The organism is Haloarcula sp. H-hyl2 (assembly GCF_056934385.1).
The window spans coordinates 1160036-1174348 of the sequence record NZ_JBRIIJ010000001.1; the positions used below are offsets into that span (position 1 = coordinate 1160036).

The 14313-nt window shown below is 67.3% G+C and carries 19 protein-coding genes; 14 read left to right on the forward strand and 5 right to left on the reverse strand.

Annotation, left to right across the window (positions count from 1 at the left end; genetic code table 11):
• The first annotated feature begins 42 nt into the window (after window positions 1-42).
• The 6 genes from Hhyl2_RS05995 (at window position 43) to Hhyl2_RS06020 (ending at window position 5687) form a co-directional block, all read left to right on the forward strand.
• The gene (locus Hhyl2_RS05995) at window positions 43-999 is read left to right on the forward strand and encodes a 1,4-dihydroxy-2-naphthoate polyprenyltransferase (protein WP_483549822.1); all 957 of its coding nucleotides are present in this window, start codon (window positions 43-45) and stop codon (window positions 997-999) included.
• The gene (locus Hhyl2_RS06000; protein WP_483549823.1) at window positions 996-2051 is read left to right on the forward strand and encodes a mandelate racemase/muconate lactonizing enzyme family protein; all 1056 of its coding nucleotides are present in this window, start codon (window positions 996-998) and stop codon (window positions 2049-2051) included. Before Hhyl2_RS05995 ends, Hhyl2_RS06000 begins: the two co-directional genes overlap by 4 nt.
• Window positions 2044-3534 (forward strand): class I adenylate-forming enzyme family protein, encoded by a 1491-nt coding sequence (locus Hhyl2_RS06005; protein ID WP_483549824.1) that lies wholly within the window; start codon window positions 2044-2046, stop codon window positions 3532-3534. Before Hhyl2_RS06000 ends, Hhyl2_RS06005 begins: the two co-directional genes overlap by 8 nt.
• A 70-nt stretch (window positions 3535-3604) precedes the next feature.
• Window positions 3605-4516 (forward strand): DUF7537 family lipoprotein, encoded by a 912-nt coding sequence (locus Hhyl2_RS06010; RefSeq protein ID WP_483549825.1) that lies wholly within the window; start codon window positions 3605-3607, stop codon window positions 4514-4516.
• 54 nt (window positions 4517-4570) lie between these two features.
• Entirely contained in the window at window positions 4571-5308 is a 738-nt protein-coding gene (locus Hhyl2_RS06015; protein ID WP_483549826.1) for an NRDE family protein, read from the forward strand.
• A 28-nt stretch (window positions 5309-5336) separates the two neighbouring features.
• Window positions 5337-5687 (forward strand): helix-turn-helix transcriptional regulator, encoded by a 351-nt coding sequence (locus Hhyl2_RS06020; protein WP_483549827.1) that lies wholly within the window; start codon window positions 5337-5339, stop codon window positions 5685-5687.
• Window positions 5688-5765: 78 nt separating this feature from the next.
• Here Hhyl2_RS06020 and Hhyl2_RS06025 read toward each other — a convergent pair whose 3' ends face one another.
• Genes Hhyl2_RS06025 through Hhyl2_RS06040 form a run of 4 tightly spaced genes read right to left on the reverse strand, consistent with a single transcriptional unit; the run spans window position 5766 to window position 8377 of the window.
• Window positions 5766-6179 (reverse strand): hypothetical protein, encoded by a 414-nt coding sequence (locus Hhyl2_RS06025; RefSeq protein ID WP_483549828.1) that lies wholly within the window; start codon window positions 6177-6179, stop codon window positions 5766-5768.
• 49 nt (window positions 6180-6228) lie between these two features.
• A complete protein-coding gene (locus tag Hhyl2_RS06030; protein ID WP_483549829.1) occupies window positions 6229-6564 on the reverse strand; it encodes a DUF8060 family membrane protein in 336 nt (111 codons plus the stop codon).
• A complete protein-coding gene (locus Hhyl2_RS06035) occupies window positions 6561-7571 on the reverse strand; it encodes a DUF7490 domain-containing protein (protein WP_483549830.1) in 1011 nt (336 codons plus the stop codon). The genes Hhyl2_RS06030 and Hhyl2_RS06035 overlap by 4 nt, the downstream gene beginning before the upstream one ends.
• Before the next feature lie 53 nt (window positions 7572-7624).
• Complete coding sequence (locus Hhyl2_RS06040; RefSeq protein WP_483549831.1) at window positions 7625-8377, reverse strand: DUF2797 domain-containing protein; 753 nt, start codon at window positions 8375-8377, stop codon at window positions 7625-7627.
• A gap of 76 nt (window positions 8378-8453) precedes the next feature.
• Between Hhyl2_RS06040 and Hhyl2_RS06045 the strand changes: the two genes are divergently transcribed.
• On the forward strand, window positions 8454-8909 hold the full coding sequence (locus tag Hhyl2_RS06045; protein WP_483549832.1) for a YbhB/YbcL family Raf kinase inhibitor-like protein: 456 nt from the start codon (window positions 8454-8456) through the stop codon (window positions 8907-8909).
• Here the strand turns inward: Hhyl2_RS06045 and Hhyl2_RS06050 are convergent.
• Window positions 8906-9832 carry an NAD-dependent epimerase/dehydratase family protein gene (locus Hhyl2_RS06050; protein WP_483549833.1) on the reverse strand — a complete coding sequence of 309 codons (927 nt, stop codon included), beginning with the start codon at window positions 9830-9832 and terminating at the stop codon, window positions 8906-8908. The two genes, Hhyl2_RS06045 and Hhyl2_RS06050, sit on opposite strands and share 4 nt — an antisense overlap.
• Window positions 9833-9923: 91 nt before the next feature.
• On the opposite strand from Hhyl2_RS06050, the gene Hhyl2_RS06055 reads away from it, so the two are divergent.
• From Hhyl2_RS06055 to Hhyl2_RS06085, 7 genes are all read left to right on the forward strand, one after another.
• On the forward strand, window positions 9924-10574 hold the full coding sequence (locus tag Hhyl2_RS06055) for a DsbA family protein (RefSeq protein WP_483549834.1): 651 nt from the start codon (window positions 9924-9926) through the stop codon (window positions 10572-10574).
• Entirely contained in the window at window positions 10571-11119 is a 549-nt protein-coding gene (locus tag Hhyl2_RS06060; protein WP_483549835.1) for a tRNA (cytidine(56)-2'-O)-methyltransferase, read from the forward strand. Before Hhyl2_RS06055 ends, Hhyl2_RS06060 begins: the two co-directional genes overlap by 4 nt.
• 12 nt (window positions 11120-11131) lie before the next feature.
• Window positions 11132-11329 (forward strand): hypothetical protein, encoded by a 198-nt coding sequence (locus tag Hhyl2_RS06065; RefSeq protein WP_483549836.1) that lies wholly within the window; start codon window positions 11132-11134, stop codon window positions 11327-11329.
• Window positions 11330-11398: 69 nt separating this feature from the next.
• A complete protein-coding gene (gene tfe / locus Hhyl2_RS06070) occupies window positions 11399-11926 on the forward strand; it encodes a transcription factor E (RefSeq protein ID WP_483549837.1) in 528 nt (175 codons plus the stop codon).
• Complete coding sequence (locus tag Hhyl2_RS06075) at window positions 11926-12597, forward strand: DUF2110 family protein (RefSeq protein ID WP_483549838.1); 672 nt, start codon at window positions 11926-11928, stop codon at window positions 12595-12597. The genes tfe and Hhyl2_RS06075 overlap by 1 nt, the downstream gene beginning before the upstream one ends.
• Window positions 12598-12601: 4 nt before the next feature.
• A complete protein-coding gene (locus Hhyl2_RS06080) occupies window positions 12602-13390 on the forward strand; it encodes a DUF5803 family protein (RefSeq protein WP_483549839.1) in 789 nt (262 codons plus the stop codon).
• 55 nt (window positions 13391-13445) lie between these two features.
• A complete protein-coding gene (locus tag Hhyl2_RS06085) occupies window positions 13446-14138 on the forward strand; it encodes a competence/damage-inducible protein A (RefSeq protein ID WP_483549840.1) in 693 nt (230 codons plus the stop codon).
• The last annotated feature ends 175 nt before the right edge of the window (window positions 14139-14313 follow it).

Consider the following 14313-nt stretch of genomic DNA (forward strand, 5'->3'; position numbering starts at 1 on the left):
GAACCACAGTCGCTTTGAACGTCGCGACCCCACATCTCGACAATGAGTACAGCGACGGCGGACGTCTCGAAACGGAAGGCGTGGCTGATGGCCGCGCGGCCACAGACGTTGCCTGCGGGGGCTGCACCCGTCATCGTCGGGGTCGGTCTGGCCGTCCACGACGGCGTCGACGCCCTGTTGCCGGCGGTGGCGGCCCTGGTCGGCGCGCTCCTCCTCCAGGTGGGGACGAACTTCGCGAACGACTACTACGACGCCGTCAAGGGGGCCGACACGGACGACCGCGAGGGGTTCACACGGGTGACCGCCGGCGGTCTCATCGACCCCGACGAGGTCAAGCGAGCGATGATCGCTACCTACGGGCTGGCGGTCGTCGTCGGAGTCTATCTGGTCGCCATCGGTGGCGTCCCCATCGTCGTCGTCGGCCTCTCCGGTATCGCCGCCGGCATTCTCTACACCGGCGGGCCGTTCCCCTACGGTTACCGGGGACTGGGCGACCTGTTCGTCTTCGTCTACTTCGGACTCGTCGCCGTCACCGGGACCTACTACGTCCAGGCGGTCGCGAGCATGTCCAGTGTCGGGCTGTTCCCGACGGGACTTCCAGCGGGGAGTGTCACTCTGGCAGCGATCACTGCGAGTCTCCCCGCTGCGGGACTCTCGACGGCAATCCTGGTCGTCAACAACATCCGTGACCGCGAGACCGATGCCAGAGCGGGTAAAAAGACCCTGGCGGTCTATCTCGGGTACCGCTTCAGCCGCGGCGAGTTCCTCGCACTCGTCGGGATGGCCTACACGGTGCCGGTCGTCTTCGCGCTGAACCCCGCGTACGGGCTGCCTGCGCTGGCGCCGCTGCTGTCGCTCCCGCTCGCTGCAGCAGTGACCAGGACGGTCCTCACACGGACCGAAGGGGAGGCGCTGAACCCCGCGCTCGAACGGGTCGGCAAGACGCTGTTCCTCCACTCGCTACTGTTCGCCGTCGGCCTGGGGCTCACCGGCGGATGACTGGAATCACGTTCGAGCGGTTCTCGCTCCCGCTCGCACGACCACTCGGGACCGCCCACGGCACCATCGAGGAGCGCTCGGGCTACCTCGTCCGGTACGACCACCGCGGCCAGACCGGTATCGGCGAGGCGACGCCGCTCCCCGGATGGACCGAATCAATGGACGCGTGCCAGCGGGGGTTGCAGGCCGCAGCCAAGGCCGAACCCGACGGCAGCCACAGCGGCGCGCTCCTGGCGCTCGACGCCGCCGAGGTGCCGGCCGCCCGGCACGGCTTCGCGACGGCACTGCTTGACGCCGACGCGAGAGCCGACGACCTCCCGCTCTATCAGTGGTTTGCACCCGACCAGCGGTGTCGGTCGGTCCCGGTCAACGCGACCGTCGGCGACGGCAGCCCGGACGAGACGGCGAGGGCCGTCGCCGACGCCGTCGAGGCCGGGTTCGACTGCTGCAAGGTCAAGGTCGGCGCTCGGTCGGTCGATGCCGATGTCGAACGCCTCCGGGCCGTCCGCGACCGCGTTGGCGCGGATGTCACGCTCAGGGCCGACGCCAACGGTGCCTGGGACCGCGAGACGGCCCACGAGGCGTTCGCTCGGTTCGCCGATCTGGACGTGGCCTACGTCGAACAGCCGCTTCCCTCGGCGGACCTGGCGGGCCACGAGGACCTGCGTGGCGGCGAGGTCGGCGTCGCTATCGACGAATCGCTCGTCGACCACCGCGTGGATACGGTGCTGAACGCCAACGCTGCCGACGTCCTGATACTGAAGCCGATGGTGCTGGGCGGGCCCGGCAACGCCCACACGCTGGCGCTCAGAGCCAGGGACCGCGGCGTCGAACCGGTCGTGACGACTACAATCGACGGTGTCGTCGCCAGACTCGCGGCGCTGCACGTCGCGGCCGCCGTACCGAACATCGGGGCATGCGGCCTGGCGACCGGCGACCGCCTCCAGCGCGACCTCGCCGCCGACCCAACGACGCTGTCGCACGGGACGCTGTCGGTGCCCCAGGGGCCTGGGCTCGGCGTCCATCCCTCGGAGGTACGGACCGATGCGTGACCCGGTCGACTGGCCGACGAGAGATCTCGTCACCCACCGCGTCCGAAGTACGCCCGAGCGGACGGCAGTCGTCCACGCTGACGAGGATGGGAGATGGAGCTACCGGGACCTCGACGAGCGAGTCGACGAGGCCACAGCCGTCTTCGCCGCTCACACATCGACGACGGGGACCGTCGCGACGCTCGTCGACACACGGATCGAGGTCGCGCCGCTGCTGTTCGGAGCGATGCGGACGGGGACGACCCTGGTTCCGTTGAACGTCGAACTGGACGCCCCGACCCTCACGGCGCAACTAGATCGGGTGTCACCGGAGCTGCTGGTCTGTGAACACGAGACGGCAGCGACGGCTCTCGACGCCGCCGACTGTCCGGTCGTCTCCGTCGACGACCCCGAGAGCGACGGTGTCGGCGACTTCGACGCAGACCAGAATCCGCCGGAGCCCGTCGCACTCGCACGGGACGACGTCCAACTGGTCCTGTTCACCTCGGGGACGACGAGCGACCCGAAAGGCGTCCAGCTGACGGTCGGGAACCTGGTCGACAGCGCCACCGCCTCCGCGTTCCGACTCGGCGTCACTCCAGGCGACCGCTGGCTCGTCACGCTACCGACCTACCACATGGGCGGGCTGGCCCCGTTCGTCCGGAGCGCACTCTACGGGACCGCGGTCGTCGTCCAGCGATCGTTCGACCTGGGTCGGACTGGGGCAGTGATCGCGGCTCACGAGATCACTGGCGTCTCGCTCGTGCCGACGATGCTCACGCGACTGCTCGACGAGGGCTGGGACCCACCAGCGTCACTGCGGACGGTTCTACTTGGCGGCGGGCCGGCGAGCGAGGACCTCGTCGACCGGTGCCGCGAGCGTGGGGTCCCGGTCCACCCGACCTACGGGATGACCGAGACGGCCTCCCAGATCGCGACGGCGCGTCCAGAGATGGCCTTCGATCATCGTGGGACGGTCGGACAACCACTGGTCTGTACCGACGTGACCGTCGTCGACAGCGGCGGCGAGCCCTGCGAAGCCGGCACCCGTGGCGAACTGGTCGTCGACGGGCCGACAGTGACGCCGGGCTATCTCGACGATGCGCGGACCGAGACGGCCTTCGGCGAGTACGGGTTCCACACTGGGGACCTGGGCTATCGTGACGACGACGGCCGCATCTGGATCGTCGGTCGCGTCGACGATCGTATCGTCACCGGCGGCGAGAACGTTGTCGCCGGCGACGTCGTGGCGACCATCCAGGATATCGAGGGCGTAACCGACGCCGTCGTCGTCGGCCTCCCCGACGAGGAGTGGGGCCAGCGCGTGGCCGCACTCGTCACCGGCGACGTGTCGGCAGCGGCCGTCCGGTCCCACTGCAAGCGACACCTGGCCCCCTACGAGGTCCCGAAAACTGTTCGCGTCGTCGAGTCGCTCCCACGGACCGCTTCCGGAACGGTCGACCGCGAGGCTGCCCGGGCCGTCCTTGCGGAATCAGCTGGGTGAGTCCATCGGTTTCGCCACCTCGCCGATCGAAAGAATTACACCCTACGCGGGTAAATTTCTTTCAGATTAGATGGTATCAAACAGGGTGGGATGGTGTGTGGTCGCGCTCGGTCTGCTCGTCGCCCTCGCCGGGTGCTCGGCGGGGACGGACGGTTCGACCGGCGAATCTGCGTTCGAGGCTGGTGACGGTACCACCGTCTCGGACGTGAGCAGTTTCGACAGCGGGAACATCTCCGGGGAATCGCTCTCGGATCGCCACGTCGAGCGAATCGAGGACGCTGGCTCGGTGACCGTGCAGTTCTCGCTGACAGAACACCGGGATTCGAAAGACGTCGCGTTCACGCAGACACGGTCTGTCGACTTCGAGTCCCGAGAACAGTACAAGGACGCTCGGATCCGCGGATCCAGCGGTATCCTGCGCGCAGATCTGCTCCGTGTCCGGCAGTACGAGACTCCGTCCGAGCGGTACACGAACACGACCTCAGACCTGGCCAACGGGTCCTACGGCGACTACAACGGCTCTGTCGGTGGCGCCTGGGAGGGGGCGAACGTCAGCGACGTCGTCTTCGGCCAGACGCTGGAGGGTGCCAGCAACGTGACCTGGACACGCAACGGCAGCGGACAGTTCGAGGGGACCAGTGTCGCCCGCTACGAGTCCGACTCGCCGGGGAACGTGAGCGGCTTCCAGACCAACGCGTCACTGAGCGCCGACCTGGCGCCCAACAGCACCGACACGAACGCGACGCTGAACGTGACGAACGTCACCATCAACGACGCGAACGCGACGCTTCTGGTCGATGGTGACGGCGTCGTTCGCCTCCTGGAATACAACGTGAACGTCACCCGCGGGGGCGACGCGGTCACCTACGAGCTGCGTATCGTCGTCACCGAGGTCGGGTCGACCACGGTCAGCAAGCCCGACTGGGCACCTGGTGTGAAAGCGAACGCCACGGAAGCGACGGCCACACCGGCAGCGGGATAGTCGGCCAGTCACCCCTCGCCAACGGTTTTCTCGTTCCAGCGCCTACGGACAGTCGTGTGTACCCTCGTCCTCGCCTGGCAGGTGTTCGACGGAACGCCTGTCGTAGCGGCAACGAACCGTGACGAACGTCTCGACCGCGAGTCACAGCTCCCCGAACTGCGCCACTGGGGCGCCCGCGTAGTCGCACCGAGCGACGCCGAAGCCGGCGGAACCTGGCTCGGCTACAACGAACACGGCGTCTTCGCGGCCATCACGAACCGCTGGGTCGACACCGAGTTGGCGGGCGAACGCTCGCGCGGCCTCCTCGTCCGTGACACGCTGGGCCACGAGAGCGCCGAGTCGGCCGCGCGCGCCGTCGAGAACGCGGTCCGTGAGGCCGAGTACGAGGGGTTCAATCTCGTGCTGGCCGACGAGAACGCAGCCGTCCTGCTGGAGTGGGACGGCCAGCTCGCCGTCCGGAACTTCGAGCCCGGTGTCCACGTCGTCGTCAACGTCGGTGCGGACGGCGACTACCGCATTCCCGGCTTCCGTCCCGAGGTCGGGGAACAGCAGGCGAACAACGCCGACCGGGTGCGCGAGGCGCTCCAGGTCGAGCCGGGAGAGGACGCCGCGACGTGGCTCGACCGTGCGGCGGGCGTCATCAGCGACCACGACTACGGCGTCTGCATCCACGGCGACGGCTTCGGGACCCGGTCGTCCTCGCTCATCTCGCTGGGGACCGAGACGACCTATCGGTACGCCGACGGCCCACCCTGCCGGACCGATTACCGACCGGTCGAAAGTCAGATTTAACCGCCCGACCGTTCTGATGTAGGATATAATGAGTTCTGCGACCGCGGAAGCGGACCTCTCCGAGGACGAGCGCGCCGGCCTGAACCTCATCCGTGAGTCCGGGGGCATCCACCAGAGCGAGTTCTGGAAGGAACTGGACGTCTCGTCCCGGAAGGGCAGTCGCATCGTCGAGTCCCTCTTCGAGAAGGGGCTCATCCAGCGCGAGGAGACGGTCTACGACGGCCACAACACGTACTACCTGACCCCGGCGGCACGGGACCTTGACTTCTCGCTGCTGATGGCCGGAGACCAGCTCTCGCCGTTCATCGGCGACGAGGAGGTCGACCCACACGACGACACCTTCTCGCAGTGGATCATGACGCTGGCCTACGAGGACTGATCTGGGCAGCAGTTCGTTTTTGCGCGCTGGCAGCGCAGCAGCTCTGTAGCCAGGAGAAACTGGAGAAATGGTGGCCGCTCAGTCTTCGAGCGCGTCGGCGATGCGGTCCAGCGAGCGACGAACGTCGTGGACCTCGTCGCGGAGCTTCCGGATCTCGCGGGTGAGTTCCTCGTTGTCGCTGCTCTCCTCCTCACCGCCGGGACCGCGCGGCCCGCCGCCCATGCCACCGGGGCCGCCGGCACCGGGACCGCCGCCCATCATGCCGCCCATCATCTGGGCGAAGGGATTGCCGCCCATGCCGCCTGGACCGCCACCGCCGCCCATCATCTCTTCCATGCGTTCCTCGCGGCTCATCTCGCCCTCTTCGCCCTCCTCGCGTTCCTCTGCGCGCTGCTGGCGGATCTCCTCGACGCGCTCTCGGAAGGACTTCTCCTCTCCGTCGTCGTCCGATACGTCCGGTTCCGCGGATTCCTCGGGTTCGTCGTCTGCCATGGACGCGGGTTCGGTAGGGGCGCTGAAAAGGGTTGTCGTCCGCGACCCCTCAGGCCAGTCGACGGACCAGCAGCGAGATGCCGGTCGCGGCCACCAGCACGACCACGAGGTTGAACCCGGCGCGGAACAGCGGCCGGTACCGCCGGCTGACGAACTCGTTGACCGCCGCCGAGGCGGCGAAGTAGAACTGGAGGGACGCGATCAGCGCGATGAGCACGAGGATGGCGAACGCGGCCCACTGGGCGTAGACCGCGATAGAACGGCCACCGCCGTCGGAATCAGTATCGGGGCCGGCGTCGGTCTCCACGTCCGTGCTGTCGGGACTACTCGCTGCTTCGGCGGTCGGTTCGGTCGTGTCGTCGGTGTGGGATGCGGTGTCGGTCATTGCTGCCTCCGTGCGAGGACGAACGTCGCGGCGAGGATCGCGAGCAGTGCGGCGACGGCGGTGAAGCCGGGCCCGCTACTGGCGGTGTATCTCGGTTCCTCGGTCGCCTGTGGGACGCCGGTCGACTCCTCCTCGAAGTCGCCCGACTGGAATCCGGTGTCGCGTCGGGTGGTGTTCTTCTCCAGTACCTCTGTCGGGTCGAGGTTCGCCGGCGCGCTCTCGGTGGCGATGATGACGCCGTCGGACTGGAGCGTGCCGTCCAGCCAGTAGTTGTAGCCGTCCGGGACGGTCAGGTGGGCGCTGACGGTCGTCGTCCGGCCCGGTCGGATCTGACCGACACGGATGCTCGTCTCGTTGGCGACGACATTAGATTCGGCCTGTCGGGCCCGCAGGCGGAGTTGCAGGTCGCCAGCAGGGTCGTCACCGATGTTCGTGAGGTCCACCGAGACGTTCAACGTGGTCCGGTTGTCGTCGACCTCGTGGATCCGATACGAGATGGCGTCCCTGGGGACCTCGGCGCCCTCGTAGTCGTGGAACGAGACCGTACTCCGGGCATATTCGGGCGCCAGCGCATCGACGTTGCGGACGCTCGTCCGGCCGACGGTCCGGCGGCGCTCGTCCGCGTAGACGATGGTCTCGATGCGGTAGCCGCCCTGCCGTTCGACGGTCAGGTTCGTCAGGATCCGTACCTCCCGGTCGCCGCTGATGTTGCCCAGCGACTGCCGAGTCGTCGTCGCGACGAGGCCGGTGTCCGTGTCGATGGCCCGGGTCTCGACGGTGACGTTCGAGGCGGTCCCGCCACGGTGTTCGAGTCGCGAGTCCAGGGTCAGAGTGACGGTCTCGCCGCGGACGTCCCGTGCGTCGATGGTCGTCTCACGGAGGTCCAGCGAACTCGGCCGGACGTTCTCCGTCGGCTGGGAGAACGCGCCGGGCACCGCGAGCAGGGACCCCAGGAGCGCCAGCGACAGCAGGAGGGCGAGGGCGGCGAGCGTGAATTCGCGTCGCACGGTGGAACTGGCTCGGCCGTTCGGTAAGTATCTTGTGAACGGTCTGACTGGTCCTAGAACGCACCCAGACTCGACTGGAGGTCCCGATCGGTGGTCCCTTCGTCGACCTCGTAGCCGACGAGATCCCGCAGGTCGACCGCGTAGGTACTCCCGTTGTTCGACAGCACGGCGATTCTACCCTTGGTTCCCACGACAGTACCAGTCGCGAGCGTCTCGGAGAGCGGCCGCTCCGCGAGGTCCAGTCCGTAGTCGAACTCGTAGGTCTCGATGGCCGAGTACCGGCCCAGGAGGTCCTGCCACCACTCGTCGTCGACGGTGTCCGCGAGGCCGGCTATCTTCCGCGGGACGCGGACGCGGTCGCCCAGGTTCGTCGCGATGTCGGCCTCGACCTGTCTGGCGACCCGACCGTCGCGGACCGTCCGGAGATGGGCGGCCCGGTCGGCCCCCTGTTCGCGGAGACGGGTCCCGAGGCGCCACGAGCGGGTGACGCCGACCTTCACGACGGCGGGGGCGAACGCAGCGAGATAGACGGCGTGTTCCTCCTCGCAGGTGTCCAGCGGTTTGTCGCAGTCACCGGTACACATGGCGCAGGGCCAGCGGTCCGTGTGTTCCGGACAGTAGGGTGCCGACAAGTCGGAACACCGATGATGGGTGTCGCCGCCGACGGCCCCAGCACAGTGGCGCTCACCGAGGGTGTAGGAGAGATCGGTACCCGCATCGAGAGGCTTGCGCGTGACCGTTCCCGTGTCTGCGAGCACGAGTGACGCAGGATCATCTACGCGTGGCCGGTAGCCGACGACTTGCACGACCGCGGGTTAGGGAGGCCCGCTCAAATGCGTACCGGGACGACGCTTTTGTCGGAGGAGATATATATGTTCACATATGCCAGACCTGTCGCTGACCAGCCCGGTCTTCGAGGACGGAGGTCCCATCCCCGAAGAGTACGGGTACACCCGCTCGAACACGAACCCACCCCTGGATATCGACGGCGTCCCGGAGGAGACGCTGTCGCTGGTCCTCGTCGTCGACGACCCCGACGCGGAGGAACCCGCTGGGAAGGTGTGGGACCACTGGGTCGTCTGGAACATCTCGCCCGATATCGGGCATATCCCCGAGGACTGGTCCGTCGAGGACGCCAGCGAAGGGCAGAACGACTTCGGCGAGACCGGTTGGGGCGGGCCGAATCCCCCGGACCGGGAACACACGTATCGGTTCCTGCTGTACGCGCTGGACGCGAAACTCGGTCTCTCGCCGAACGCGACGAAAGACGACGTCTACGACGCCGCCAGCGGGCACGTCGTCGACAAAGCGGAACTGACCGGGACCTACGGGCCCTAGAGTTCGTCGAGCAGTTCCCGCGTCGACTGGCGGACGGCGTCGTCGCTGGACTGGCTCGGCTCCCAGCCAAGTCCCGCGAGTTTCTCGACGGAGAGTCGCATCCGGGGGACGTCACCGGTCCAGCCACGGTCCCCGCCCGTGTACTCGCGCTCGGGGTCGATCCCCATCTCGTCGGCGACGATATCCGCGATCCGGTCGACGGAGGTCGTCGTCCGGGTCCCGAGGTTGAAGACGTTGTGCGCCGCGTCTGCGTGTTCGACGGCGAACTCGATGGCGTCCAGACACTCGGCGATATGCATGTAGGACTTCTCCTGGCGCCCGTCGCCGAGGATCGTCAGCGAGTCCGGGTCCGCACGCAGTTTCTCGATGAAGTCCGGGATGACGGCGCCCCGGAGGCGGGGGCCGACGATGTTGGCGAACCGGAACACCCACGACTGGATGTCGTGGCTGTGTGCGTACGTCGAGACGAGCGACTCCTCGGCGAGTTTGGTCGCTCCGTAGACGCTGATCGGTTCCAGGGGCGCGTAGTCCTCCGGCGTGGGGCGCGGGGCTTCCCCGTACACTGTCGAGGACGAGGTAAAGACCAGGTTCTCGACCCCGACCTCGTCCATCCGTTCGAGGACGTTGTAGGTCATCGCGCTGTTGTCGCTGAACTGTCGCCGCGGCGTGTCGGTATCGACCAGTTTCGAGGCGGCGAGATGGACGACGGCGTCGACATCCGCAGTGATGGCGTCGGCGACGACGCCAGCGTCCGTCAGGTCGCCCTCGACCACCTGTGCATCGTCCGGCACCCACTCGATCGCTCCGTTCGACGCGTCGTCGGCGACGGTCACCTCGTTGTCCGCGACGAGGCGTTCGACCAGGTGCGAGCCGATGAACCCCGCCCCGCCGGTGACGACGACGTGCGTGTCGGAAAGCTCCATACCGAGGGGTGTAGGCAGGCCCGAAATAAGATTCCGGTCTTGGCGTACCGCGTGACAGAATGGTTTTATGCGTCCCGGCAAGAGGAGCAGTATGAACACGTCGACACGCCGCGGGTTCCTGGCCGCGAGCGTCGGAGTCACGGCGTTGAGTGCTGGCTGTCTGTCGAACTCCGGCGGGTCGGGTGGGTCCCCCGACGTTCCGACCGCGGAGGGACAGCCCCTCGCGACGCCCGTCGCCGGCAACCCCGACGCGGACGTGACCGTCGCAGTCTACGAGGACTACGCCTGCCCTCACTGTCGAACCTTCTCGCTCGAAGTCTTCCCGAAGGTCCGCTCGAACTACCTCGAGGACGGGTCGATCAGATACGAGTTCAACGACTTCCCGATCCCGGTCGACGAGAACGTCTCCTGGCAGGCTGCGAGTGCCGCGAGGGCCGTCCAGGACCGCGCGGGTGACGAGGCCTTCTTCACCTACAACAAACGCCTGTTCGAGAACCAGAACAGCCTGGGCCCCGACCAGTACGAGAGTCTCACCGACGGGATCGACGTCGACGGACAGGCCGTCCGTGAGGCGGGTGTCGGCGAAGCGTACAAACCGACGGTGTCGGCCGACCGGGAAGACGGCATCGAGAACAACGTCAGTGGGACACCGACGGTCTTCGTCGACGGCAGCGCCGTCCAGTGGAGTGAAATCGCCTTCGGCCCGGTTCGGGACGCCATCGAAGCGGCACTGAACGGATGAACGACGACCACGACGTGACCGTGCTCCGTCTCGGACATCGGCCGGGACGGGACGAGCGGATGACGACACACGTGGGACTGACCGCCCGTGCGCTGGGTGCCGACCGTGTGATCATGGCCGGATCGGCCCGTGACAGGACCGACACTATCGTCGACATCACAGAGCGGTTCGGCGGCCCGTTCGACGTCGAGACGACCCAGGAACCAAAACGGGTCATCCGCGACTTCGAGGGCGCGGTCGTCCACCTGACGATGTACGGCGAACCGGTCCAGGATGTCGTCGACGACGTCCGAGCCGACCACGAGGCCGGGCCGCTACTGGTCGTCGTCGGTGCCGAGAAGGTCTCCTTCGAGGTGTACGAGGAGGCCGACTACAACGTCGGCGTCACCAACCAGCCCCACTCTGAGGTGGCCTCGCTGGCGGTGTTCCTCGACCATCTCTTCGAGGGACGGGAGCTCGACCGCGAATGGGAGGACGCCGACCGGGTCGTCGTCCCGAAGGAGACCGGAAAGAAGGTCGTCGAGCCGGATACCGACACCGAGTGAGGAGCCAGAACAGTGCTCGACCGTCTCACGGCGCCGACCTCGCGGGTGGTTCCGGTCCTCGGGACCGTCTATCTGGTCTATCTGGCGACACAGCCACCGCCGGCACGGTGGGTCGGCCTGGCCTGTCTGCTGATCCTGTCGCCGTTCGTCGGCGGCTGGCTGCTCGGCCGCTACGCCGACCTCGGACCCTGGGCAGACGACGGGGGCTAAGCCATCAGTGAGCACAGCCCACGAGCCGAGCCGGAGGTTTTAACCACGTGACCCCCCGAAAGACCGACAATGGCTTTTGAAGACCTCTTGGAGGATCCCGTGATACAGAAGTACCTCCACGAGCTTGTCGGACCGAAAGGGATGCCGGTCGCCGCCGCGCCGCCGGACGGCGAAGTGACCGACGAAGAACTGGCCGAAGAACTCGGTCTGGAGCTGAACGACGTCCGCCGGGCGCTGTTCATCCTGTACGAGAACGACCTGGCGTCGTATCGGCGGCTCCGGGACGAGGATTCGGGGTGGCTGACCTACCTCTGGACCTTCGAGTACGACGAAATCCCGGAGAAGCTCGAAGAGGAGATGCACCGGCTGCTGGACGGGCTCGAAGAGCGCCGGCAGTACGAGCGCGACAACGAGTTCTACCTCTGTGAACACTGTGGCATCCGCTTCGAGTTCGGCGAGGCCATGGAGTTCGGCTTCCAGTGTCCCGAGTGTGGGAACCAGGTCGAGTCCATGGAGAACACCCGCCTGGTGACCGCCATGGAGAACCGTATCGAGGAACTGCGCGACGAACTGAACGTCGACCACGTGGAAGCCTGATGGTCGTCCTGGGAACGAAAGTGTACGTCGCGGGCGACGCTCGCGAGCGGACACTCGATGGACTGCGTGGTATCGTTCGGGACCGGTTCGGCGACCTGGACGTCGAGTTCGAGGTCGGCCTGCGCCACGACGAGTTCCCGACCGTCACCGTCACCGGACCCGACGAGACGGTCGCGCGGAATCTCCTGCGCGAGGAGTTCGGCGAACTCGTCACCGACCGAGAGGACGGCGAGACGTACGTCGGCACGCTCGAACAGTGGGACGAGGACGGGTTCGTCCTCGACGTCGGCTTCGACGAGACCGTCCGGATTCCGGCCAGCGGGCTGAATCTCGGGCAGGGCTCGCCCGCACAGATCCGCAAACGGTTCGGCCTCGTCCAGCACCTCCCGCTCCGGTTCGTCGCCGGCGACGAGCCACGGCTGGCAGACGAGGAGGTCGACCGGCTCTACGAGTGGTCCCGTGGCAACGGTCGGGTCAACGCCAACAGCGTCACCCGCTCGGAGGCGCGGGCGACCGTCAACCGTGCCGGTCACGCACAGGACATCGTCACGGTCGAACGGCTGGGACTGCTCGAACAGAGTATCATCTGCAACCCGGACACGGACGCGCCGGGGCTGCTCTCGGATATCGGGCAGTACATGCCCTCGGAACTGCTCGCAGTCGTCCCCTGAGACTATGAACCGCCGCCACCTCGCTCTCGCTGGCCTGGTCGCACTGCTCGCCCTCTCGGGGTGTACCGGCCTGTTCGGCCCGCAGCCGTCGGATCCGGATCGCCTGAACCAGAACGCGAGTTACGACTGGAACACGCCGGAGGACGCCACCATCGTCGTCAACCGCTCCAGCTACACCGCCGTCTACGACGTCGAGAACCAGTCGACGTTCCAGGTGTACACGCGAGACGGGCTGGGTCGCGAACGGAGCGTCCCGATCCGTGGCTTGCGCTTCCGCTACGCCAACGGGACCGTCGTCGGGCCGGCCAACTCCTCGCTGGCGGCGACCGAGGGGAGCCAGCGGACCGAGATCCAGTTCGGCGGCAACGTCTCCGGCGAGGTCGCCTTTACCGCGCCCCGATCGGGCAAACAGTTCACGACGCCCGTTTTCGTCGAGGAGGGATCGTACGCGGTGACGCTGCCGCCCGACGCACGGGTCGGGATCCCGCTGCTCTCGCAGGTCAGCCCCGGCAACGCCAATCGGTCCGTCGATCAGTCCGCGGACCGGATGACCGTCTCGTGGGGCTCGGTCGACTCGCGGATGATCAGCGTCCGGTACTACCTCCAGCGTGACCTGCTGATCTTCGGCGGGCTGACGGTCATCGCGGTCGTGATCGGCTCGGTCGGGACGCTGTACTACTACCGACAGCTCCAGGCGGTCAAGCGCCGCCGACAGGAGGCCGGGATCGACCTCGAAGAGGAGGAGGACGACGACGATCCGCGCGACCGCGGGCCGCCGCCAGGGATGCGCTAATCGCCCGGCACCGGCCTACCGACAGTATTTGTGTCACCCGGTCCTACGGGGAGCTATGCGCGTCGCGGTGGTCACTGTCGGGGACGAACTGCTCGCCGGAGAGACGGTCAACACCAACGCGGCCTGGCTCGGGCAGCAACTCGCCCAGCGGGGCGTTACGGTGGGCCGGGCGACGGTCGTCCCGGACAACACCGCCGACATCGCTCAGGTCGTCAACGAGTACCACGCCGCCTACGACGCCGTCATCGTCACCGGCGGCCTCGGTCCGACACACGACGACGTGACCATCGACGGCGTCGCTGCGGCGTTCGGTCGCGACGTCGTCGAGAGCGAGGAGGCCCTGGCGTGGCTCGAAGAACACGGCGGCTACACGCGCGACGACCTGACCGACGGCACGGGAGAGGTTCCCGAGGGAGCCCGAGTCCTCCCGAACCACGAAGGCGTGGCGCCGGGCTGTGTCGTCGAGAACTGTTACGTCCTGCCCGGCGTCCCAGCCGAGATGAAGCGGATGTTCGAGGAGGTCGCGGACCAGTTCAGTGGCGACCCGGAGCACGTCGTCGCCGTCGAGACGAGCGAACCGGAGAGTGCGCTGCTGGACCGACTAGCAGCGGTTCGCGAGGAGTTCCCGTCGGTCGGTGTCGGGAGCTATCCGGGCGAGCACGTCACGGTCCGGTTCAAGAGCACCGACGAGGAGGCCGTCGAGGCGGCCGCTGCCTGGTTACGCGACCGCGTCGACACCCCGGACTGACCACCGCGCTAGCGGTAGAGGTACAGGAGCCAGAGTGCGGTTACCAGCAGTCCGCCGACCGTGAGCACCCAGCCGGAGAGGTTGACGACGCCGGGCTGGACGCTGCCTGCCAACAGTGGGAGCATAGCAGGGGCTTCTGTGCGCCGTGGCTTGAAACACACGCTCCCGGTCGCCT

Excerpts from the sequence above, each read along its gene's own strand:
- Hhyl2_RS05995 (WP_483549822.1), top strand. The coding sequence starts at position 43 with ATGAGTACAGCGACGGCGGACGTCTCGAAACGGAAGGCGTGGCTGATG.
- Hhyl2_RS06000 (WP_483549823.1), top strand. The coding sequence starts at position 996 with ATGACTGGAATCACGTTCGAGCGGTTCTCGCTCCCGCTCGCACGACCA.
- Hhyl2_RS06005 (WP_483549824.1), top strand. The coding sequence starts at position 2,044 with ATGCGTGACCCGGTCGACTGGCCGACGAGAGATCTCGTCACCCACCGC.
- Hhyl2_RS06010 (WP_483549825.1), top strand. The coding sequence starts at position 3,605 with ATGGTATCAAACAGGGTGGGATGGTGTGTGGTCGCGCTCGGTCTGCTC.
- Hhyl2_RS06020 (WP_483549827.1), top strand. The coding sequence starts at position 5,337 with ATGAGTTCTGCGACCGCGGAAGCGGACCTCTCCGAGGACGAGCGCGCC.
- Hhyl2_RS06025 (WP_483549828.1), bottom strand. The coding sequence starts at position 6,179 with ATGGCAGACGACGAACCCGAGGAATCCGCGGAACCGGACGTATCGGAC.
- Hhyl2_RS06030 (WP_483549829.1), bottom strand. The coding sequence starts at position 6,564 with ATGACCGACACCGCATCCCACACCGACGACACGACCGAACCGACCGCC.
- Hhyl2_RS06045 (WP_483549832.1), top strand. The coding sequence starts at position 8,454 with ATGCCAGACCTGTCGCTGACCAGCCCGGTCTTCGAGGACGGAGGTCCC.
- Hhyl2_RS06050 (WP_483549833.1), bottom strand. The coding sequence starts at position 9,832 with ATGGAGCTTTCCGACACGCACGTCGTCGTCACCGGCGGGGCGGGGTTC.
- Hhyl2_RS06055 (WP_483549834.1), top strand. The coding sequence starts at position 9,924 with ATGAACACGTCGACACGCCGCGGGTTCCTGGCCGCGAGCGTCGGAGTC.
- Hhyl2_RS06060 (WP_483549835.1), top strand. The coding sequence starts at position 10,571 with ATGAACGACGACCACGACGTGACCGTGCTCCGTCTCGGACATCGGCCG.
- tfe (WP_483549837.1), top strand. The coding sequence starts at position 11,399 with ATGGCTTTTGAAGACCTCTTGGAGGATCCCGTGATACAGAAGTACCTC.
- Hhyl2_RS06075 (WP_483549838.1), top strand. The coding sequence starts at position 11,926 with ATGGTCGTCCTGGGAACGAAAGTGTACGTCGCGGGCGACGCTCGCGAG.
- Hhyl2_RS06080 (WP_483549839.1), top strand. The coding sequence starts at position 12,602 with ATGAACCGCCGCCACCTCGCTCTCGCTGGCCTGGTCGCACTGCTCGCC.
- Hhyl2_RS06085 (WP_483549840.1), top strand. The coding sequence starts at position 13,446 with ATGCGCGTCGCGGTGGTCACTGTCGGGGACGAACTGCTCGCCGGAGAG.